Origin of the sequence: Thermophilibacter immobilis (assembly GCF_015277515.1) — a bacterium.
In the GTDB taxonomy this organism is placed as follows: domain Bacteria; phylum Actinomycetota; class Coriobacteriia; order Coriobacteriales; family Atopobiaceae; genus Thermophilibacter; species Thermophilibacter immobilis.
This window is the reverse complement of the sequence record NZ_CP063767.1, coordinates 1,326,729-1,348,277: the sequence shown is the minus strand read 5'-3', so window position 1 is coordinate 1,348,277 and position 21,549 is coordinate 1,326,729. Positions and strand designations below refer to the sequence as shown.

General features: G+C 67.0%; 17 protein-coding genes and 6 tRNA genes. 19 read left to right on the top strand and 4 right to left on the bottom strand.

Annotation, left to right across the window (positions count from 1 at the left end; translation table 11 throughout):
- Positions 1–2: 2 nt before the first annotated feature.
- A complete protein-coding gene (locus INP52_RS06040; RefSeq protein ID WP_194369989.1) occupies positions 3–788 on the bottom strand; it encodes an SDR family NAD(P)-dependent oxidoreductase in 786 nt (261 codons plus the stop codon).
- Positions 789–1,001: 213 nt separating this feature from the next.
- Between INP52_RS06040 and INP52_RS06035 the strand changes: the two genes are divergently transcribed.
- The 6 genes from INP52_RS06035 (at position 1,002) to INP52_RS06010 (ending at position 7,282) form a co-directional block, all read left to right on the top strand.
- Positions 1,002–2,186, top strand: a complete 1,185-nt coding sequence (locus INP52_RS06035) for a hypothetical protein (RefSeq protein ID WP_194369987.1) — start codon at positions 1,002–1,004, stop codon at positions 2,184–2,186.
- Between the two features lie 166 nt (positions 2,187–2,352).
- Positions 2,353–3,555 carry an ABC transporter substrate-binding protein gene (locus INP52_RS06030; protein ID WP_194369984.1) on the top strand — a complete coding sequence of 401 codons (1,203 nt, stop codon included), beginning with the start codon at positions 2,353–2,355 and terminating at the stop codon, positions 3,553–3,555.
- Positions 3,556–3,676: 121 nt separating this feature from the next.
- A complete protein-coding gene (locus INP52_RS06025; protein ID WP_228478273.1) occupies positions 3,677–4,552 on the top strand; it encodes a branched-chain amino acid ABC transporter permease in 876 nt (291 codons plus the stop codon).
- Between the two features lie 12 nt (positions 4,553–4,564).
- Positions 4,565–5,725, top strand: coding sequence for a branched-chain amino acid ABC transporter permease (locus INP52_RS06020; RefSeq protein ID WP_228478272.1), 1,161 nt, complete (start codon positions 4,565–4,567; stop codon positions 5,723–5,725).
- On the top strand, positions 5,718–6,572 hold the full coding sequence (locus INP52_RS06015) for an ABC transporter ATP-binding protein (RefSeq protein ID WP_194369982.1): 855 nt from the start codon (positions 5,718–5,720) through the stop codon (positions 6,570–6,572). The genes INP52_RS06020 and INP52_RS06015 overlap by 8 nt, the downstream gene beginning before the upstream one ends.
- Positions 6,572–7,282, top strand: coding sequence for an ABC transporter ATP-binding protein (locus tag INP52_RS06010; RefSeq protein ID WP_194369980.1), 711 nt, complete (start codon positions 6,572–6,574; stop codon positions 7,280–7,282). The genes INP52_RS06015 and INP52_RS06010 overlap by 1 nt, the downstream gene beginning before the upstream one ends.
- Before the next feature lie 253 nt (positions 7,283–7,535).
- Here the strand turns inward: INP52_RS06010 and thrB are convergent, their stop codons facing one another.
- Positions 7,536–8,447 (bottom strand): homoserine kinase, encoded by a 912-nt coding sequence (thrB, locus tag INP52_RS06005; protein ID WP_228478271.1) that lies wholly within the window; start codon positions 8,445–8,447, stop codon positions 7,536–7,538.
- Entirely contained in the window at positions 8,444–9,928 is a 1,485-nt protein-coding gene (gene thrC / locus INP52_RS06000) for a threonine synthase (protein WP_194369978.1), read from the bottom strand. The genes thrB and thrC overlap by 4 nt, the downstream gene beginning before the upstream one ends.
- Positions 9,929–10,033: 105 nt before the next feature.
- Here thrC and INP52_RS05995 point away from each other — a divergent pair, with 105 nt between their 5' ends.
- From INP52_RS05995 to ptsP, 11 genes are all read left to right on the top strand, one after another.
- On the top strand, positions 10,034–11,167 hold the full coding sequence (locus INP52_RS05995; protein ID WP_194369976.1) for a homoserine dehydrogenase: 1,134 nt from the start codon (positions 10,034–10,036) through the stop codon (positions 11,165–11,167).
- Between the two features lie 8 nt (positions 11,168–11,175).
- Positions 11,176–12,510 (top strand): aspartate kinase, encoded by a 1,335-nt coding sequence (locus INP52_RS05990; protein WP_194369974.1) that lies wholly within the window; start codon positions 11,176–11,178, stop codon positions 12,508–12,510.
- A gap of 61 nt (positions 12,511–12,571) precedes the next feature.
- Positions 12,572–13,588 (top strand): aspartate-semialdehyde dehydrogenase, encoded by a 1,017-nt coding sequence (locus INP52_RS05985; protein WP_194369972.1) that lies wholly within the window; start codon positions 12,572–12,574, stop codon positions 13,586–13,588.
- A gap of 17 nt (positions 13,589–13,605) precedes the next feature.
- Entirely contained in the window at positions 13,606–14,967 is a 1,362-nt protein-coding gene (locus INP52_RS05980; protein ID WP_194369970.1) for an alpha/beta fold hydrolase, read from the top strand.
- A gap of 786 nt (positions 14,968–15,753) precedes the next feature.
- A tRNA-His gene (locus INP52_RS05975) sits at positions 15,754–15,829 on the top strand.
- Positions 15,830–15,842: 13 nt separating this feature from the next.
- A tRNA-Lys gene (locus tag INP52_RS05970) sits at positions 15,843–15,918 on the top strand.
- A 6-nt stretch (positions 15,919–15,924) separates the two neighbouring features.
- Positions 15,925–16,000: transfer RNA gene (locus INP52_RS05965), tRNA-Lys, on the top strand.
- An 82-nt stretch (positions 16,001–16,082) separates the two neighbouring features.
- Positions 16,083–16,886, top strand: coding sequence for a DNA/RNA non-specific endonuclease (locus INP52_RS05960; protein WP_194369968.1), 804 nt, complete (start codon positions 16,083–16,085; stop codon positions 16,884–16,886).
- 78 nt (positions 16,887–16,964) lie between these two features.
- Positions 16,965–17,041 (top strand) — tRNA-Arg (locus INP52_RS05955).
- Positions 17,042–17,177: 136 nt separating this feature from the next.
- Entirely contained in the window at positions 17,178–18,188 is a 1,011-nt protein-coding gene (locus INP52_RS05950; protein WP_194369966.1) for a 1-phosphofructokinase family hexose kinase, read from the top strand.
- 87 nt (positions 18,189–18,275) lie between these two features.
- Positions 18,276–19,979 carry a phosphoenolpyruvate--protein phosphotransferase gene (gene ptsP / locus INP52_RS05945; RefSeq protein WP_194369964.1) on the top strand — a complete coding sequence of 568 codons (1,704 nt, stop codon included), beginning with the start codon at positions 18,276–18,278 and terminating at the stop codon, positions 19,977–19,979.
- 294 nt (positions 19,980–20,273) lie between these two features.
- On the opposite strand, the gene INP52_RS05940 is transcribed toward ptsP, so the two are convergent.
- Positions 20,274–21,203, bottom strand: coding sequence for a diacylglycerol/lipid kinase family protein (locus tag INP52_RS05940; RefSeq protein ID WP_194369963.1), 930 nt, complete (start codon positions 21,201–21,203; stop codon positions 20,274–20,276).
- A gap of 118 nt (positions 21,204–21,321) precedes the next feature.
- On the opposite strand from INP52_RS05940, the gene INP52_RS05935 reads away from it, so the two are divergent.
- Positions 21,322–21,398: transfer RNA gene (locus INP52_RS05935), tRNA-Pro, on the top strand.
- A 2-nt stretch (positions 21,399–21,400) separates the two neighbouring features.
- Positions 21,401–21,476: transfer RNA gene (locus tag INP52_RS05930), tRNA-Gly, on the top strand.
- Positions 21,477–21,549: the final 73 nt, after the last annotated feature.

Below are 21,549 nucleotides of genomic sequence, written 5' to 3'. Positions count from 1 at the left end.
CCCTAGACGCCCGACAGAAGCGTGAACAGCAGGTCCTGGGCGTGCAGGGTGAGGGCGGACGGCAGGAGCTTCACGGCCACGTGAATGAACTTCGCGTCCCAGGAGGGGACGCAGGTGGCGCTGCCGCGCCCGGCGGCCGCGAGCGCCTTTCTGACCACGCGCCGCGGCTGCTCGTAGCCGATTGTGGTCATGCGGCGCACGGCGCGCGCGTCGCCCGCGTTCGCGAGGAAGCCCGTGTCCATGAACTTGGGGCAGACGGCGCACACGTGGATGCCCACCGGTTCCAGCTCGTAGTTGAGGGTTCGCGAGAGGTCGAGCACGAAGCGCTTGGTGGCCGAGTAGCAGCTGAGCTCCGGCTGCGGGGCGAGGCCGGCGACCGAGGACATGTTGACGATGCACGAGCCGCCGTCCATGTGCGGCAGGGCCAGGTGGCACAGCCCGACCACGGCGCCGCAGTTGAGCCTCACCATGTTGACCTCATCGTCGCGGGAGATGCTCCCAAAGGAGCCGAATCGCCCGAACCCCGCGCTGTTGATGAGCCAGCGGACCCGCGCGCCGGCCTCGTCGAGCGCCTCGGCGAGCGCGTCGATCGACTGGGGCCTCGTGAGGTCGAGCGCGAAGACGCGACAGGGCGTGGAGCACTGGGCGCGCGTGGCCTCCAGGCGCTCGGCTCCGCGCGCCACGAGCCACAGCTCGTCGAGCGCGCCTCCCGCGCCCTGGTCGAGCTGGCGCGCGAACTCCCCCCCGACCCCCGAGGACGCCCCCGTGACGATGGCGATGCTTCGCATGATCCGGCTCCTCTCGACGTCTGAAAACACCTTGCAAAGTTACCCACAGTATAGGTATAGTCAACGTATATTCGAGCAATCGAGTGTCGCTACGGTACCCGAAGATGAAACGATGCCCAAGCCGTTGACACCCGCCCCGTCGCGTTTTTCGCCGGCGGAATAACGTGGTTTGACGTTCGTTTTGTCTTCCGCCTCTGGGAGGAGCGGGAGCACATGGTGCAAAGGAGAAACCCGGCCGTCGTCGCCGGTCTCGCAGGCGCTTTTGCCTGGGGCGTGCCCGCGTCGGCACAGGCGCTTTCCGTCTCGGACCTCGCGCGCGCCGCCGTCTCGCCCGAGGGCTCCTTCGTGGCCGGCCTGGTCTGCGGCACCGTCCTCACGGGTGGCGTTGCAACGACGATCGCGCTCGCACGTCGCCATCGCCGCACGCGCGCGCAGGCGCCCCTCGCTCCCGCGGACCCCGAAAAGACCAACGGGCGCGCGCTGGAGGGCAAGCCCGCGTCCGAGCAAGGGGACAAGCCTTCTCGGCGCCCGCGTCACCTGGCGCCCGAAGCCTCCGATCCGGACCCGGCGCGCGGCGCCGACCGGCCCGAGGACGTCTCCTCGCCTCGTCAGGGACCGGGCCACGCCGCCCGGGACTACGAGGACATCGCCGAGAACTACGTGCGCCGCGCGAGCTTTCGCGAGCGCATGTCCCGTCGCGCCCAGGGCGTCGCTGCCACGCTCAAGGAGCGCATGGACGCCGACATGATGGATGGCCTGCCCGTCATCGAGCGCGCCGACGGCTCGGTGGGCGACGTGGGCACGAGCTGGTGGCAGACGGCGGTGGGGTCGGGCAGTATCATCAGCGACGCCGGCTTCGCGCCCGACGACGCCATCCCCTCCGACTTCTCGTCCACGGGCCGCGAGCTTCTCGTCAACGTCGAGCGCGCTCGCGAGCGGGACAGCATCGCGCGCCGGGTCGCCTTCGTGGACAACGGCGTCTACCCCGAGCGTCGAGGTGAGGGCGAGCCCGAGGACGTCTGGACGTCCGCCCTGCGCTCCCTCGACGAGAAGATCGCCGCCGAGTCGCCCCTGCAGGACCCGATCGGATTTGTCGACGCCGCCGGCGACGCTGACTCCCTCGACGAGCCCGACGACCTCGAGGCGCAGACCGCGTTCATCCCGTTCAAGACGCCCGCCGGGCACCCCGAGGTCGTGGACACCGACACCTACGTGGACTACCTGATCGAGGACGAGTTCGGCAAGAACGCCTCCAAGGCCGTGCGCCGCAGCTCTCGCAGGTTCCTGCGCGTCCTGGAGGGCGGCACCCAGACCTCGAGGCACTTCGCGGACACCGCGCCCTCGCACGCGACCTACGCGCCCCGGCACTTCTCGACGTCCGAGGCCGCCGAGGCGTAGGCGCGCGGGCACGCTCTCTCGCTTCCGCGGCCCCAAAGTGTTTCGGATGCACGAGCTGCGTCACAGGATGATTAACAATTCCTTCACACGAGGTTCCGAGCGTCTGCGGTCGGGCTACGGTAGCTCCACGCTTTCGCAAGGGAAAAGCGACGGGAGGAGTTTAATCATGTTCGAGAACGTATCCAGGCGTCAGTTCCTGCAGGCATCGGGCGCGCTTGTTGCGGGTTTGGGTCTTGCTGGCTGCGGCGGTGGCTCTGATACGGGCACCGCCTCCGACGGCGGGGACGCGAGCAGCATCAAGGTGGGCGTCATGGGCCCCTACTCGGGCGACGTGGCCCAGTACGGCCTCGCGTGTCGCAATGGCGCGCAGCTCTACTTCAAGCAGATCAACGCAGACGGCGGCGTCAACGGCAAGCAGATCGAGCTGTCCGTCCAGGACGAGAAGGGCGACGCCACCGAGGCGCTCAACGTCTACAACAAGATGGTCGAGGACGGCGTCTCCGCCATCGTCGGTGACGTCACGTCCAAGCCCACGATCGCCGTGGCGCAGGCCTCCGTCGCGGACAACATGCCGTGCGTGACCCCGTCCGCCACGACGGCCGACGTCATCAGCTTCGGTGACAACTACTTCCGCGCCTGCATCACCGACCCCTTCCAGGGCAAGGTCATGGCCGACTTCGCGGCCAAGCAGGGCTACAAGACCGTCGCCACGATCTACAACAGCCAGGGCGACTACGAGACGGGCGTCAACGGGGCCTTCGTCGAGCAGGCTGCGGCCAACGGGATTACGCTCACCTCCGAGCAGGGCTACGCGCAGGGCGCCACCGACTTCAACGCCCAGCTCACCGCTATCATGAGCGACAACCCCGAGGCCGTCTTGTCCCCGAACTACTACCAGGACACGGGCAAGATCATCACCCAGGCCCGTCAGCTCGGCTACAAGGGCGTCTTTCTGGGCGCCGACGGCTGGGCCAACATCGTGGGCTCGGACCAGGACTACGCCTCGCCCGAGGACCTCGAGGGCTGCTTCTACGACTCCTCCTTCGTCGCCTCGAATGATGACGAGAGGGTCAAGAAGTTCGTCGAGGACTACAAGGCCGAGTACGACGAGGATCCCACGAACTTCTGCGCGCTGGGCTACGATGCGGCCATGATCGTGGCCGCGGGCCTCAAGGCCGCCGAGGAGGAGGGTGCCGAGGCCGGCTCCGACGACTACAGGCAGGCCGTCATCGACGCCATCGCCGCGGGTACGGTCGAGGGCGTCACGGGCTCCATCTCCTACAAGGGCACCGGCGACCCCGCCAAGTCCACGTTGATCATCACGTTCAAAGACGGCGCCGAGGAGATCTTCGACACCATCTCCGCGTAGGCGCGCGACACAGAAGACTGGCCCCGGGGCACCGAACGGACACGCGTCCGCTCGGTGCCCGGGCTTAGAAGAGACGACGGACGGGGCGCGGGCGCCCCTCAGGCGAAGGGAAGTGAGAGCCGTGACGTTTTTGATGCAGATCCTCAACGGGCTGCAGCTGGGCAGCATCTACGCGCTCGTCGCGCTGGGCTACACGATGGTATACGGCATCATCTTGCTGCTCAACTTTGCGCACGGTGACATCATCATGGTCGGCGGCTACCTCTCGTGGATCGTGATGGCACGACTCGGGCTCAACCCGGCCCTCGCCGTGCTCCTCTCGGTCGTGGGATGCATGCTGCTCGGCGTGCTTATCGACAAGATCGCCTACGCGCCCCTGCGCGAGGCGCCGCGCCTGTCGATCCTCATCACCGCCATCGGCGTCTCGTACTTCTTGGAGAACGGCGCGCAGCTCGTCTTTGGCGCCGACGCCAAGGTTGTCCCCGCGTTCGGAGACTTCGGTACCGTCTCCGTCGGCGGGGCCAACCTGTCCGTCACGGCGCTCATCATCGTGGCCGTGACCATCGTCTCGACCGTGGTCCTGACGTTTCTCGTCCAGAAGACGAAGTTCGGCAAGGCCATGCGCGCCGTGTCCGAGGACATGGGCGCGGCCCGCCTCATGGGCATCAACGTCAACAACACGATCTCGTTCACGTTCGCTGTGGGGTCGGCCCTGGCCGGCATCGGCGCCGTGCTCTACTGCATGGCCTATCCGCAGGTGAGCCCCACGATGGGCATCATGCTGGGCACTAAGGCCTTCGTCGCGGCGGTCCTGGGCGGCATCGGGTCCATCCCCGGCGCCGTCATCGGCGGCTTCGTCGTGGGCTTCGCCGAGGTGGGCGCCTCCGCGCTCGGCCTGTCCGTCTGGCAGGACGCCGTCGTGTTCCTGCTGCTCATCATCGTCCTCGTCGTCAGGCCGACGGGTCTTCTCGGCCGGCCAATGACGGAGAAGGTCTAGGGGGTGGCGCACATGAGCAAGAACAAGCAGGACGAGCGCGAGGACAGGCCCGTCATCATGACGCGGCTCGGCAAGGCGGCGTCCGACGCGTCCGTCGCCTATCGTCGTCTTCCCATGGTCGCGCGCTACGCGATCAACGCGGTGCTCGTGGCGCTCTTCCTCGTCGCGGGGGAGGCGCTCATCGGCGTTAAGGTCGTCAGCCGCTACCAGACGGGCGTCCTCGAGCAGGTGGGCATCTACATCATCATGGCGGTGTCCCTGAACATCGCGACCGGCTACCTGGGCCAGCTCCCACTGGGACACGCGGGCTTCATGTCGGTGGGCGGCTACGCGAGCGCGATCTTCATCACGCGCATGATGCCGACGATGGGCCTCGCGGCTAAGGACATGGCGACGGGCTCGCCGGCGGCGGTCGCGCTGTTCGTGGGCGGCATCGTGTTCGGAGGGCTGTGCGCCGCGGTCTGCGGCCTCGTCATCGGCATCCCGGCCCTGCGCCTCAAGGGCGACTACCTCGCCATCATCACGCTGGGCTTCGCCGAGATCATCCGCGTCGTGATCACGAACATCGACTCGGTCCTTGGCTTCACGCTCACGGGGGGCGCGGCCGGCCTCACGGGAATCCCGGCCTACTCGAGCTTCCTGAACGTCTTTCTCGTCGTGGCCGTCACGATCTTCCTTATCCACACGATGATGAAGTCGCGCCACGGCCGCGCCGTCCTCGCCATCCGCGACAACGAGATCGCGGCCGAGGCGTCGGGCGTCAACACGACCTACTACAAGACCCTCGCGTTCGTGGTCTCGGCGTTCTTCGCCGGCGTGGGCGGCGCGCTCTACGCAGGCTGCATCGGCGTCATGGACCCCTCGAAGTTCGGCTTCATGAAGTCGGTCGAGATCCTCGTCATGGTCGTGCTGGGCGGCATGGGCTCCATGCTCGGCTCCGTCATCTCCGCGACGGTGCTCACAATCCTGCCCGAGGCCCTGCGCGCCTTCGCGGACTACCGCATGCTGGCCTACTCGATCGTTCTCATCCTCGTCATGATCTTCCGCCCGCAGGGGCTTCTGGGCTCGTACGACTTCTCGCTCTCGCACGTGATTGAGCGGGTGATGAACCGCGACTTCCCCTGGAGGCGCAGGCGGACCAAGAAGACCACAGAGGAGGTCCAGGATGCCTAGCGAGAAGAGCAAGAAACGCCCCGTGCTCGTGCAGGTCGAGACGCCCAATCTCATTCCCGAGCGCGACCTGGGGACCATCCCGGTCCTGCAGGCCGAGCACCTGGGCATCGACTTCGGCGGCCTCACGGCGGTCGATGACTTTAACATTGCCATGGGCCACACCGAGATCTCGGGGCTTATTGGCCCCAACGGCGCGGGCAAGACCACGATCTTCAACCTGCTCACCAACGTCTACAAGCCCACGCGCGGCACGATTCTGCTTGACGGCTACTCCACGGCCGGCAAGTCCGTGACCGAGGTCAACAAGATGGGCATCGCGCGCACCTTCCAGAACATCCGCCTCTTCGATCAGATGACGGTCGAGGAGAACGTGCTCGTGGGCTTTGGCAACGCGATGTCCACCCACCTTTTGACGGACCTCCTGCGCCTGCCCAAGCACTGGCGCCAGGAGGCCGAGTTCCACGAGAAGGCCTTGGAGCTGCTCGACATCTTTGACATGCGCCGCTACGCGGACGCTAGGGCGGGCAACCTGCCCTACGGCGCCCAGCGGCGCCTGGAGATCCTGCGCGCCCTGGCCACCGGCCCCCAGGTGCTTCTGCTCGACGAGCCCGCGGCTGGCATGAACCCGGCCGAGACCGAGGAGCTCATGGAGAACATCCGTCAGATTCGCGACCGCTTCAAGATCGCAGTCCTCCTGATCGAGCACGACATGTCGCTCGTCATGGGGGTCTGCGAGGTCGTGGGCGTGCTCGACTACGGGCGCATCATCGCCAAGGGAACGCCCGAGCAGATTCAAAGCGACCCTAAGGTCATCGAAGCCTATCTGGGCAAGCAGGGGGTGAAGTAATGGCGGCGATGCTTTCTGTGCGCGACCTCCACGTCTCCTATGGGGCGATCAAGGCGGTTCGCGGCATCTCGTTCGGCATCGACGAGGGCGAGATCGTGACGCTGATCGGCGCGAACGGCGCCGGCAAGTCCACGACGCTCAACACCGTTGCGGGGCTGATCAAGGCCGAGAGCGGCTCGATCGAGTTTCGCGGCGAGGACATCGCGGGCGTGAAGGCTCACAACGTCTTGAAGCGCGGCCTCGCGCTGTGCCCCGAGGGCAGGCGCGTGTTCACGCACATGAGCGTGGCCGAGAACCTCGAGATGGGCGGCTACACGCGCTCCGACGAGGAGAACAGGGAGACGCTCGCGCAGGTCTTTGACCACTTCCCCCGCCTCAAGGAGCGCCGCGAGCAGCAGGCCGGGACCCTGTCCGGAGGCGAGCAGCAGATGCTGGCCATGGGGCGCGCGCTCATGAGCCGTCCGACACTGCTCATGCTCGACGAGCCCTCGATGGGCCTGGCACCCGTGCTGGTGGAGGAGATCTTCGCCATCGTGAAGCAGCTCAACGAGGCCGGCACCACGATTCTGCTGGTCGAGCAGAACGCCAACATGGCCCTGACCGTGGCCGACCGCGCCTACGTGCTCGAGACCGGCACCATCAAGAAGTCCGGCACCGGCGCCGAGCTCCTCGTGGACGATGACGTGCGCAAGGCGTATCTCGGCGGGTAGGCGTTCTTGCCGGCCCCGGTGCCACGCCCCTGGGATCCTTTCTCGTCCGTGGCCCCTCACGTACGATTGGGGCGATATTTTGATGCTCGAGGGCTTCTCACCAGCGCCCAACAGGCATTTTGCGAGGCGAGAAGGACGAGAACGTACACTTGGGGTCGATTCCCATCAAAAGAGCGCGCCAATCGTGCGGGGAGGGGAGAGGGGGCGTGGCGAGAGGGGCGCGGAGCAGGCACGCCGAGAAGGACCGCGGCCCTTAGTGCACCTCGACGGTGGTACCGAGGGTGTTCGCTGACAGGGTACGCAGCCAGAAGCCCGGGCGCGCGGCCGCGAGCGCGTCGGCGACCCGCGCGGCCCGCTCGTCTCCGTCAGCGATGGCGAGCATCGTGGAGCCCGAGCCCGAGATGACGAACGCGCACGCCCCCGCCGCGAGCGCGGCCGCGCGCAGGGCATCGTAGTCGGGTATGAGCGCGGCGCGGTAGGGTTCGTGGAGCCGGTCGTGGCAGGCCTTGGCAAGAAGCTCCGCGTCGCCCTTCTCCAGGGCGCGCACCACGGCCACGCAGCGTCCCATCTGCCAGACGGCCGTCTCCAGGCTCACCTCTTCGGGCAGGACGCTCCGCGCGTCGGCGGTGCGCACCTCGTAGGGCGGCGCCACGGCAGCGAAGCGCAGGTTGGGAGCCACGCTCAGGGTCGTGGAGGTGGCGCGTCCATCCTCCATGAACGAGCTCACGAGTCCGCCCAGAAGCGCGGGCGCCACGTTGTCGGGGTGCCCCTCGAGCGCGCAGGCGAGCTCGAGGGCCCGCGCGCGGTCGAAGCCGTCCTCGGAGAGGGCCATGGCCGCGGCGACCCCGGCGATCACGCACACGGAGCTGGAGCCGAGCCCGCCCGAGAGGGGGATGGGGGACAGGATGCTCATGTGCAGCGGCTGCGACTCCAGGTCCAGGGCGCGGCAGGCAGCGAGGTAGCTCTGCCATGCGAGGTTGTCCTCGCCGCAGAAGCGCTCCTCGCAGCCGTCGATCAAGAGCCGCTCGGCCGGCGTCACCAGAAACGTCGCCGTGAGGTCGAGCGCGATGCCCAGGCAGTCGAAGCCCACGCCCACGTTCGCGCTCGTCGCGGGGACGCGCACGATCACGAGAGGACGCGCGCCGCCGGCGTCATCCACGCTCACAGAAACACCCGTGCGCAGGCGGACTCCATGAAGCCGGCCATCTTCTCGCGGTCGCACACGTCATCGTGCAGGACCTCGCCCTCGCGCAGGCTCGAGAGCTGGGTGGGCGCGACGGTGCCGGTGAGGTGCTCGAGCGCGTCCATGCACGCGAAGCCGTTCATGCCCGTGACCACGACGCCGAGCGCTTCGAGCACGTCGGACGAGAACTTGTAGGGGCTCGCCGTGGACAGGCAGACGCGTGCCGCGCCCGTGCGCGCCTCGCGCTCCAGGACGCACGTGGCCACGGCGGTATGCGGGTCTATGAGCACATGCCGGTCCTCCCAGCAGGAGCGAATCGTGGCGCGCGTCTCGTCGTCGGAGGCCCTCCCACAGGAGAAGGTCGCGCGAATCTTGTCCATGAGGGCGGCGGGCACGGTGTAGGCACCCTTCTCGGCAAGCTCGCCCATGAGGGAGGCCACGAGCTCGCAGTCACCGTCGGACGCGAAGTAGAGCAGGCGCTCCAGGTTGGAGGAGACGAGAATGTCCATCGAGGGAGAGATGGTCTTGTGAAAGGGGCGGCGGCGGTCGTAAGTGCCCGTCGTGAGGAAGTCCGTGAGGACGTCGTTGGCGTTGGATGCCACGATGAGGCGGCACACGGGCAGGCCCAGGCGCTTGGCGTAGTAGCCGGCCAGCACGTCGCCGAAGTTGCCGGTGGGCACGCAGAACTCGACCTCGTCGCCCGCGCCGACGGCTCCCGTGCGCACGAGCTGGGCGTAGGCGTCGAAATAGTAGGTGACCTGCGGGGCGAGACGCCCCACGTTGATCGAGTTGGCGCTCGACAGGACCACGCCGTGCCCGGCGAGGCGCCCCGTGAGCGCGCGGTCGGCGAAGATGCGCTTGACCTCGCCCTGGGCGTCGTCGAAGGTGCCGCGGATGCCGCAGACGGCCACGTTGTCGCCCGGCTGGCACACCATCTGCAGGTGCTGGATGTCGGAGACCTTGCCGTCGGGATAGAAGACGCAGACACCCGTGTGGGGCACGCCCGAGAAGCCGTCGAGCGCAGCCTTGCCGGTGTCGCCCGAGGTGGCGCACACGATCATGACGTCGTGGCCGTCGCCGGCGCGCGCCACGCTCATGAGCTGCGGCAGCATCTGCAGGGCCACGTCCTTGAAGGCGCAGGTGGGGCCGTGGTAGAGCTCGAGGAGCCAGTCGTCGCCGAGGGGGGTCACCGGGCAGATGGCGGGGCTGTCCCACTGGCTGCCATAGGCGCTGCCCACGCAGGCCGCGAGCTCGTCTTGGGTGTAGTCGGGCAGGAGCGTCCGCAGCACGGTGAGGGCGGTCTCGGAGAATCCCTGCGCGCAGACGCGGGACAGGTCGATGCCGGCCTGGTCGAGCGCGTCCGAGACGTAGAGCCCCCCGTCGGGTGCGATGCCGGCGAGAATAGCTTGCTTGCTTGTTACGGAAGCCCCTCTTGAGCGCGTGCTGTGATACAAAGAAGTCACTGTGGCCCCTGCTCCTGTGTTGCGACCGGTTTCTTTATGCACGTATCATAGCCGCCCCGCAGGCAGCACGGTCCCAAGGACACATATTCGAAAGATTGGACGCCCATGAAGATCGCCCTTCTCGGCTACGGCACGGTCGGCCGCGGCGTGGACCAGATCATCTCCGAGCGCGTGAGCGAGGCGGAGGTCACCCGCATCCTCGAGCTGCCCGACCGCCTGACGGACGCGCGCATGACCTCGGACTACGACGACATCGTCGACGATTCCTCGGTCGAGCTCGTCGTGGAGTGCATGGGCGGCCTCGAGCCGGCCCACGCCTTCATCATGCGCGCCCTCGCGGCGCACAAGCACGTGGTCACCTCCAACAAGGCCGTCGTGGCCGCGCACCTCGCCGAGTTCATCTCGGCGGCGGCGCAGGCGGGGGTGAGCCTGTACATCGAGGCGGCCGTGGGCGGCGGCATCCCCTGGATCGCGAGCATCGAGAAGGTCCGGCGCATCGACGAGGTCACGTCGTTCTCAGGCATCATGAACGGCACGACGAACTACATCGTCGACGCCATGCGCCGCCAGGGCGCGGAGTTCGCCGACGTCCTGGCCCGCGCGCAGGAGCTGGGCTACGCCGAGCGCGACCCCTCCGCCGACATCGACGGCATCGACGTCAAGAACAAGACGATCATCTCGGCGGCCGTGGCCTTTGGCGTCAACTGCACGCCTGACCTGCCGGTCTCGGGCATCAGGAACCTCACCAAGGCCGACCTCGACCTCTTTGCCGCGCACGGCCGCACGGTGAAGCTCCTGGGGCGCGGCGTGCGGCAGGGCGGACGCTACGCCGCGGCCGTGGAGCCGGTGGCCGTGGGCGAGGGCACGCTCGAGGCGCAGGTCCCCTCCAACTTCAACCTCATGACGCTCGACGCCACCACGGTGGGCGAGCTCAAGTTCTATGGCCAGGGCGCCGGCAGCCTCCCCACCGGCAACGCGATCGTGCAGGACGTGCTCGACTGCGCCTCTGGGACGCTCCGTCCGACCTATGACCTCTCCCGCGCGCTCGCCTACGCGCCCGAGCTCCTGCGCTCGGACTACGTCGTGCGCACGTCGGCGGCCGTCGAGGGCGCCGAGCCCTTCGACGAGGGGGCGCTTCTCGTCCGCGACCTCGCGGCCGCAGACGCCCGGGCCCTGCTCGCGCGCGCCTGCGAGACCGACCACACCTCGTTCATGGCCGCGCTCGCGCAGGAAGGCTAGGCCCCCGCATGATCAAGATCGCCAAGTTCGGCGGGTCCTCGGTTGCCTCCGCGGAGCAGTTTCGCAAGGTCAAGGGGATCGTCGAGTCCGACCCCGACCGGCGCTTCGTGGTGGTTTCGGCCATCGGCAAGCGCTTTGCCGCGGACAACAAGGTCACCGACCTGCTGCTGCTTGTGAACGCCCACGTCCAGTACCACGTGGACTGCACGGCGCTTCTCGCCGACATCGAGCAGCGCTTCCTGGACATCGCCTCCGAGCTGGGGCTCTCGTGGCCGGTGGCCGAGCGCTTCGAGACCTTCGCCAGGAACATCAGGAAGCACTCGCCCGAGTACATCGTGAGCCGGGGCGAGTGGCTCACCGCCCATCTCATGGCCGAGTACCTGGGCGTTCCCTTCGTGGATGCCGCCGACGTGGTGGTCTTTCACCACGACGGCAAGGTGGACATGGAGCGCACCGCCGCGCGCCTGCGCGACGTGATGGTGCGCGAGGGGGCATTCGTCCTGCCGGGCTTCTATGGCGCCACCGTCGACGGTCAGATCAAGCTCTTCCAGCGCGGCGGGGGAGACATCACCGGGGCCATCCTCGCGCGCTGCGTGGACGCCGGCCTCTACGAGAACTGGACGGACGTCTCCGGCTTCCTCTCCGCCGACCCGCGCATCGTGGAGAGCCCGCGCTCCATCCGGCGCATCACCTTCGACGAGATGCGCGAGCTGTCCTACATGGGGGCCTCGGTCCTTCAGGAGGAGGCGATCTTCCCCGTCCGCGAGGTCAACATCCCCATCCAGATCAAGAACACCAACCGCCCCGCCGACGAGGGCACGATCATCCGCGAGAACGCCGAGCCGGGCGTGGATGAGCACCTCATCACCGGCATCGCGGGCAAGCGCGATTTCGTCTCCGTGCACGTCAAGAAGGCGCACATGTCCAACGAGGTGGGCCTCGTGAGAAGGACGCTGTCCATCTTCGAGCACTACGGCGTCTCCGTGGAGCACATCCCCACGGGCGTCGACTCCTTCAGCGTGGTCGTCGCCGGCGATGACGTGCGGGAGTCCGTCTACTCGATCATCGCGGACATCCGCCGCGAGGTCGAGCCGGATGACATCGCCCTGTCCGACGGCCTCGCCCTGCTCTCGGTGGTGGGCCGTAACATGTCCAAGCGCTCGGGCACCTCGGGCAAGATCTTCGGGGCGCTCGGCGACGCGGGCATCAACATCCGCATGATCACGCAGAGCTCCCAGGAGATCAGCATTATCATGGGCGTCAACAACGTGGACTTTGACCGCGCCGTGCGGTGTATCTATGACCGCTTCGTGCGCAACGAACTGGTCGCGGCAGGTGCCTAGAGCTCTGCGCGGATAAGAGACGATAAGAAACGGGCCCTGCCCGACGGGAGGAGAACGTCACATGAGCGATAAGACCGTTGCCATCCTCGGTGCCACCGGCGTCGTGGGAACCCAGATGCTCGTCAGCCTCGAGGAGCGGGGCTTTCCCGTGGGCCGGCTCGTGCCACTTGCGAGCGCGCGCTCGGTCGAGGCCGGACGGGTCGTGCGCTTCCGGGGCGAGGACGTGCCCGTGGAGCTCGCGCGCCCCGAGGCCTTCGAGGGCGTCGACATCGTGCTCGGTGCAGCCTCCGACGAGCTTGCGGGCAAGCTTCTGCCCGAGGCCGTGAAGCGCGGGGCGACTTGCGTGGACAACTCGCACGCCTTTCGCCTGGACGCGGACGTGCCCCTGGTGGTGCCCGAGATCAACGCCGCAGACATCGCGGGAAACAACGGCATCGTCTCCAATCCCAACTGCGCCACGATCATCGGCCTCGTTCCGCTGTGGCCGCTGCACCAGGCCGCAGGGCTCACGCGCCTCGTGGTCTCCACCTATCAGGCGGCCTCGGGCGCGGGCATGGCCGGCCTGAGGGAGCTCGAGCGCGAGACGCGCGCGGTGGCCGCTGACGAGCCGATGGGCCAGACCGACCCGTTCGCGCACCAGCTAGCCCACAACCTCATCCCGCAGATCGGGGGCTTCGACGAGATGGGCTACACCTCCGAGGAGATGAAGATGCAGAACGAGGGCCGCAAGATCATGCACCTGCCGGACCTGCGCGTGAACTGCACCTGCGTGCGCGTTCCGGTGGCTCGCTCGCACTCCGAGTCCATCACCTGCGAGTTCACCCGGCCCCTCTCGGTCGACCAGGCGCGCGAGCTCCTCGAGGCCGCCCCGGGCGTGCGTGTGGTCGACGATCCCGCGGCCGGCGTCTATCCCATGCCGCTCGATACCTCTGACCAGGACCTCATCTGGGTCGGCCGGCTCAGGCGCGACCTCTCCGCCCCCGAGGGCGCAAGCGCGCTCACCTTCTGGTGCTGCGGGGACCAGATTCGCAAGGGCGCGGCCACCAACGCGGTCCAGATCGCCGAGCACCTGCTCTAGGGGGAGTTGATAAGAACATGGCGCTTCTCGCCCACTACTACCTTCCCGGCCTGGCCGTGGAGGACCATGCAATCGACGTACCGCTCGACTGGCGGAAGACCTCGCCCGCGCGCGCGGCCGCTGACGGCCTGGATGCGGGCGCGCGCCTGCGCCTGTTCTACCGCGTGGTCACGACCCCCGAGAACGTGGGACGTGACCTGCCGCTTCTCGTGTTCCTGCAGGGAGGCCCAGGCGGGGCCGGCCCGCGCCTCACCGGGCCGGACTCCGACGGCTGGCTCCCCGAGGCGCTGCGCCACTTTCGCGTGGTCCTGCCGGACCAGCGCGGGACGGGACGTAGCAGCCACCTGAGCCGCCACGGGCTCGCGCGGGTGGGAGACGCCCGCGCGCAGGCCGACCACCTCAAGCGCTTCCTGGCCCGCTCGATCGTGTGCGACTTCGAGTACCTGCGGCTCGTTGTGTTCGGGGGTCGGCCCTGGGTCACGCTTGGCCAGAGCTACGGGGGCTTTCTGACCCTCTCGTACCTGTCGCTGTTTCCCGAGGGCGTGGCGGCGAGCTTCACGGCGGGTGGCATCCCCCACGTGCCCGCGAACGCGGCCGAGGTCTACGCGCGCACCTTCCCGCGCATGGCCGAGAAAACCCGCCAGCTCTACGCGCGCTACCCGGAAGACGCCGCGCGCGTGGCGGCGGTGGCGGACCTTGCCGCCTCGGGTGACGTGTGCCTGCCCGACGGCGCGCCCCTCACGGCAAGACGCCTCCAGCTTTTGGGGAGCGGGCTCGGCATGAAGCCGGCCTTCGAGCGGCTGCACAGCCTCTTTGACGTCGCCTTCGAGGACGGAGACGGCACGGGTGGCAAAACGCTCACGGACGGCTTTCTCATGGGGGTGCTCCAGAGCACGACCACGGCCTCGAACCCCTTGTACTGGACGCTCCAGGAGCTCATCTACGCGGACGGCGCGCTCGGCGAGCCCCTAGGCTGGGCGGCCGAGCGCGTCTACCAGGGTCGGCCCGAGTTCTCCGCTGACGCGCGTCCGCTCCTGTTCACGGGCGAGGCGGCCTTTCCCTGGATGTTCGAGGAGGATCCGCTTCTGGTGCCCCTCGCGCCTGCCATGGACCTCCTCATGGCCGACGTTGACTTCGACCGGGTCTACGACGCCGAGCGCCTTGCCGCGAGCGAGGTCCCGCTCCAGGCCGCCGTCTACTTCGATGATCTTTACGTTGACTCCGGCCTGCAGCTCGACACGCTCTCGCGCGTGGGGGCGAGCCACGCCTGGGTCACCAACGAGTTCGAGCACGACGGCCTGCACGGCACCGTGGTGTTCAAGCACCTCTTCGACGAGGCCCTGAACCGCGGCGACCTCGAGGCCGTCCTGCGGGGGTAGGGGGGCTGCTCTTCTCGGCGCGTCTCTCACCTTGCCAGCGCGCGAATCTCTCCTCCAAGGTCCCTGGGTCTCTTCCCCGGAATCCCACCTCCTGGATTGGGGTGCTTCTCTGATGTTCAAGGCCCTCTCGATCTTGGTCAACAGGCCTTTTGTTAGCCGAGAAGGCCACAAACCGCGCCCAAAGCCCGTATTACATTAAAAATAAAACTAGTACCAATCGTGAGGAGGGATCGTAGCATCATGGAGACGGGCGGTCCCTGCGCATAGGTAACTTGCGTTTGTGCGGCCGCAAAAGTCAGACTTGACGCCGCTGGCGAGAAGTTCTTTGCAGCGCTGCAGGTAGAGATGACGCGGGTTCTTGTCAGCCAAGTGTTCTTGTCATTTGCGGACGCACATATAGCATGAGCCCGCCCTGAGCGGGAGAGTCCGAGGGGGGTTCTCGCCTTCCTGCATCTGCTCTTTCCTTTTGCCGGATTGGGGCACGTTTTTGATGTGAGGGGGGTCCAAGCTCGGGCCGCCGTCCTTCTCGCCCGACAAAACGTCTGCTGGCGGCTTGCGAGAGGCCCAAGAGTATCGCCGAGAGGCCCGCGAGCATCAAAAGCTTCCCCAATCGTGGAGGGAGGGGGCCGAGGAGAAGGCTTCGCAACGGCCCTGCAACGGGATCACCGCCAGCGCGGCCTTGCCTGTGCGCCCCGCGAGGAAAATGCGCGTCGTGGCAAAATAGTCCTTGCATCGGACCCGCTCGTTTTGCATAATAGTCAGGCTGCTTCAAGAGGCGGCGGGATGGTGGGTGTAGCTCAGTTGGCAGAGCGACGGACCGTGGCTCCGTAGGTCGAGGGTTCGAGACCCTTCACCCACCCCATTCAACTGAATATGGATCGTTAGCTCAGCTGGTAGAGCAGGGGACTCTTAATCCCAAGGTCCAGGGTTCGAACCCCTGACGATCCACCATTTCACGGACCGTTAGCTCAGCTGGTAGAGCAGGGGACTCTTAATCCCAAGGTCCAGGGTTCGAACCCCTGACGGTCCACCATGAATGAGCAGACCGGACGTCTCAGACGTCCGGTCTTTTCGTATGAGGGGACGCCCCCGAGGGCCCCTTCGAAAGGGGACGCATGACGCATAGGAGGCCCGTCCGTCATCGAGGTCGCGCCGTCGTGCGGCCGCGCGGACCCCTCGCGCTTCTCGCCGTGCTCCTCGTCGCTCTGGCGACGTTTCTCGGCGGCGCGCCAACCCCGACCGCCCTGTCCGGCCCGTCCGCGACCCAGTCTGCCCCGAAGCAGCTCTGCGAGCGTCAGGACGGCTACACGAGCTGGGACCCCGAGGCCAGCCCGGACTACTATCGCGTGGTGGGGACCGCCGTCGTGGATGTCGACGTGGCCGCGGGCACCGTCCGCTACGAGGTCCTCGACGACCTGGGGCGAACTGGCCGCGCGATGGCTAAGGTAACCTATGACATGATGGAGGCCGGCAGCGCCCGCGAGCGCGGGGACATCTCCTCCCTGCACCCCTCGGGCTGGGGGCACAACGCCGAGGTCACGATCGCGAATCCCGGTGCCCGCGACTACCACGGAGCCCTCTACAACAGGAGCCACCTCGTGGCCAAGTCCCTGGGTGGCGCCGACGCCCAGGAGAACCTCGTCTGCGGCACGCGCACCCAGAACGTCGGCGACAACCAGGGCCAGGACGGGGGCATGGCCTACACCGAGGGCCTCGCGCGCACGTGGCTCGCCGCGCATCCGGACGGCGCCGTGTTCTACTCGGCCACGCCCGTCTACGAGGGCACGGAACTCCTGTGCCGCAGCGTCATCGTGGACGTGCGATCCTCGGACAATAGCCTTGACCTCGAGGTGGAGGTCTACAACGCGGCGCTCGGCTTTGACGTTGACTACGCGACGGGGGAGTTCAGGGCCTCGTGAGCGAGGCCGCGTGCGGTTCTCGTCCCCACGCCCCACGACATGCTCTAAAATGACGGTCGCGTCGCCGCAGGACGTCAAGCGCCCTTAGCTCAGTTGGATAGAGCCGCGGACTTCTAATCCGAAGGTCGGGGGTTCGAATCCCTCAGGGCGCACCACAAGCACCCGGGCCAGGCACATAACGCACGGTGCCTGGCCCGCTCCAGCTCCGGGATCGGCGCTGTTTTTTGCGACTATCCGCGCGCGTTATGCGGCATACTAGGGCCTGAGGCAACCGGTCGGAAGGAGCGCGTGTTGATTTACACGATGACGTTGAACCCTGCCCTTGACTACGTTATGCATCCTCTTACGCTTGACATGGGCTTCACCAATAGGTCCTCCTCCGAGGAACTCCACTGCGGCGGCAACGGCATCAATGTCTCGTCGCTTCTCAACGAGCTCGACGTCCCCAACATCGCGATGGGCATCGCGGGCGGCTTCACGGGCGACTACCTCCTGCGTCGCCTCCAGGAGAAGGGCATCGCGAGCAACTTCGTCTGCCTCGACCGCGGCAACACCCGCATCAACGTCAAGCTCAACGGCATCGTCATGACGATGGTCAACGGCATGGGCCCCAAGATCGCCCCCAAGAAGGTCGACGAGCTCCTCGACCGCATGGACGTCGTCACGTCGGGGGACATCCTCGTCCTCACGGGCTCGATTCCCAGCTCGCTTCCGTCGGACATCTACACCCAGATCATGCGCAAGCTCGGCGGGCGCGGCATACAGTTCGTCGTGGACGCCCCCGGCCAGCTCCTCATGGACTCGCTCGAGGCGCACCCCTTCCTCATCAAGCCCAACAACCACGAAGTCGGGCGCATCTTCGACGTGACCATCGAGTCCCCCGAGGAATGCGCCCCCTACGCCCACAAGCTTCACGAGGCGGGTGCGCGCAACGTCATCATCTCCTGCGGCGCGCACGGCTCGCTGCTCTTGGACGAGAACGGCGTCGAGCACATCGTGCCCACCGCCCACGTGCGCCTCGTCAACGCGACCGGCGCCGGAGACTCGATGGTCGCGGGCTTCCTCGCGCAGGTCACGCAGGGCGTCGACTACGAGACTGCGCTGATATTCGCCTCTGCGTGCGGAACCGCCACGGCAGCGAGCAAGGGAATCGCCCATCGCGAAAGGATCGACCGCGTGGTCTCCGCGCTCTACAAGAAGATGGGCCGTGCCATCCCGGGTACCATCGCACGCGACATCGAGGCCAACAAGGCTCGCGTCGCGGCGGAGGACTCGGGGGAGTCCTCCGAGGGGGACAAGTAGGCTCGAACGGGGCTCTCCGCGCCCCTGAGGGCGCATCGGGCGTCGTGATACGGCCGTACGCACGGCCAAGACCAAGGGGGATACATCATGTACGAGGGAGTCAACGCATCTGACGGTATCGGCATAGGCGTCGCGCGCGTCGCCGTCGAGCCCGACCTCAGCTTCACGCCGCATGTGCCCGCGGACGCCGGCGACGAGAAACAGCGCTACGCCGACGCGCGGGCCAAGTTCACCGAGCAGACCAACGCCCAGATCGAGCGCATGACCAAGACGGTGGGCGAGGAGGCTGCGGCCATCATGGGCGCCCACATCGAGTTTGCCGAGGACGAGGGCATCCGCGAGATGGTCGAGGGCTCCATCGACTCCGGCATGTGCGCCGAGCAGGCGGTCAGCGAGGCCTACGACACGTACTACAACATGTTCTCCAACATGGAGGATGAGCTCTTCCGCGAGCGCGCCGCCGACGTCGCCGACGTCAAGAACGGGCTTCTCGCCGATCTGCTGGACAAGGAGGTCGTCGACCTCTCCACGCTCCCCGAGAACTCCATCGTGGTCGCCCGCGAGCTCACGCCGTCCATGACCGCCGACATCGACAAGGACAACGTCGCCGGCATCATCACCGAGACGGGCGGGCGCACGTCGCACTCCGCGATCATCGCCCGCGCGCTCGAGATCCCCGCGGTCCTCTCGGTGGCCGATGTCACCAAGAACATCAAGAACGGCGACCTGCTCGTGGTCGACGGCACCAACGGCAATATCATCACCTCGCCCAATGACCACGACCTTGCTCACTACCGTGCCAAGGCCCGGCAGTTCGCCCAGGACAAGGAGGCCCTCGAGGCCTACCGTGGCAAGCAGACCGTGACCGGCGACGGCGACTCCGTGCTGCTCGTGGCCAACATCGGCAACCCCGACGACGCCAACGTGGCGGCCGAGCACGACTGCGAGGGCGTCGGGCTGTTCCGCTCCGAGTTCCTCTTCATGGACGCCAAGGAGCTCCCGACGGAGGACGAGCAGTTCGCGGCCTACCAGAAGGTCGCCCTGCGCATGAAGGGCCAGCCGGTCATTATCCGCACGCTCGACGTGGGCGGCGACAAGGAGATCCCCTACCTCAACCTTCAGAAGGAGGAGAACCCCTTCATGGGCTACCGGGCGGTGCGCTACTGCCTGGGCAACCCCGAGCAGTACAAGGTCCAGCTCACGGCCCTCTTGCGCGCGTCGGCCTTTGGCGACGTCAAGATCATGGTGCCCCTGGTGACCAACATCGACGAGATTCGCCAGGTCAGGAGCCTCGTCGAGACGTGCAAGGTGGAGCTTGACGCGCGTGGGGTAGCCTACAACAAGAGCATCCAGATCGGCACCATGATCGAGACGCCCGCCGCCTCCCTCATCGCCGACGACCTGGCCGCCGAGTGCGACTTCTTCTCCATCGGCACCAACGACCTCATCGGCTACACCATGTGCGCCGATCGCGGCAACAGCCGCGTGGGCTACCTCTACGAGGTCTACCAGCCCGCCGTTCTGCGCTCGCTCAGGCGCATCATCGAGGAGGGCAACAAGGCGAACATCATGGTGGGCATGTGCGGCGAGGCCGCGGCCGACCCGCTGCTGATTCCCGTGCTCATCTCCTTTGGCCTGGGGGAGTTCTCCGTCTCCGCACCGTCGATCCTGCGCACGCGTCGCGTCATCTCCGAGTGGACCAAGGCCGAGGCCGACGCCCTCACCGAGAAGGTCATGGGGCTCAAGACCTCCACCGAGGTCAAGGCGATGCTGCAGTCTGCGGCGCGCTAGCCAAAGTCCGAGTCCTCACATACCAGGGGCGCAACCCCCCCTCTTCCGCTCAGCTTCGTGCATAAGGCGCGCTTAGAAATCGCGGAGAGAGGAGGGGGCTGCACCGTGCCTTGGCTTCGGGACTTTCATGGGGAAAGGCAAAGAGCAAAGGGATAAGAGAAAAAAGAAAAAGAGTAGAAACAAGGGCATCCGGGTGTCTACGACGGAGAAAAGATTTTATGCCGATTCTGGTCGTACATAAATTTTTTCTCGCCTGGGAGAGGCCGTGGATTTAGGGCAGTTCCCAGGGGAAAGCTAGCGGGGGAGGATGACTCTGAGGGCGTGGGGGATGACGTCGACGTCGAAGTGGGTTCCCGTGAGCTTCTCGCCGTCGACCTGGCAGGGTGGCTCGACCTGAAAGTCAATCTCCGCATGGGCGATGCGCTGCAGCTCGACCACGCGCGAGCGAGCGTGGAGGCCCTGACGGGCGAGGCCGAAGAGGCCGAGCAGGTGGGGGATGGTCGGGACGCTCACGTTGTAGCACACGTCGAGAAGGCCGTCTGCGGGGTCGGCGTCCGGGCAGATGCGAAACCCGCCGCCATAGCTGGGGCCCACCTGGATGGCGAAGATGATGGTCCTGAGGTCGCGTGGCTCCTGGGCGTCGAAGCGCGCCACGCAGGGGTAGCCGTCCCGCGCGCGGGAGAGGATCTTGAGCCCCGAGGTCACGAAGAGCGCGGAGCCCTCCTGCGAGGTCGCGTGGGCGCGCCGCGCGGTGGTGTCAAGGGCGATTGCGGCGTCGAGGCCAAAGGAGAGAGTCTGCATGAAGGGCACCCCGTTCACGCTCCCCACCTCGAGCGACCCCACCCGTCCGCGCACGAGCTGCGCCAGGGAGGCCTCGACGTCGTTTCTCGCCATGCCGAGCGTGCGCGCGTAGTCATTGCCGGATCCGAGCGGCACGATGCCGAGCTGCGGGCGCCCTTCGGGCTCGATCTGCATGAGACCTCCTACGACCTCGTGTATCACGCCGTCGCCCCCGAGGGCCACCACGCTGTCGTAGTCGTGCGCGCCGGCCGCGAGGGCGCGCGCGTCACCGGGGCCGGAGGTGCGACGGACGTCGTATCCTTCGGTCGCCGCGGGCCAGGAGGAAAGGAAGCGCTCGGCGAAGTCGGTGCCCGCCGCCCCGTGTCCGCTGCGCGCGGCGGGGTTGGCGACAAGAAGCGTGCGACCGAGCGGGGAGTCTGCCATGGAGAGCCTTTCTCGGGAGGCCGGGGACTCCATTCTACGCGCGGCCCATGCGCTTGCGCGAGCTGCGAAACGGGCTTGCTGCGAGAAGGCTTCTCGCCTATACTCTTTCGAGCGGTACCGGGGCGTAGCGCAGCTTGGTAGCGCATCTGCTTTGGGAGCAGAGGGTCGCTGGTTCGAATCCAGTCGCCCCGACCAGTGCGGCGGTAGTTCAATTGGTAGAGCGTCAGCCTTCCAAGCTGATTGTTGCGGGTTCGAGTCCCGTCCGCCGCTCCACTAAAATAGCAGGTCAGACCATGGGTTTTGGTCTGGCCTGTTTCTTTTTAGATATGAGCCAGCTCGTGGTGCC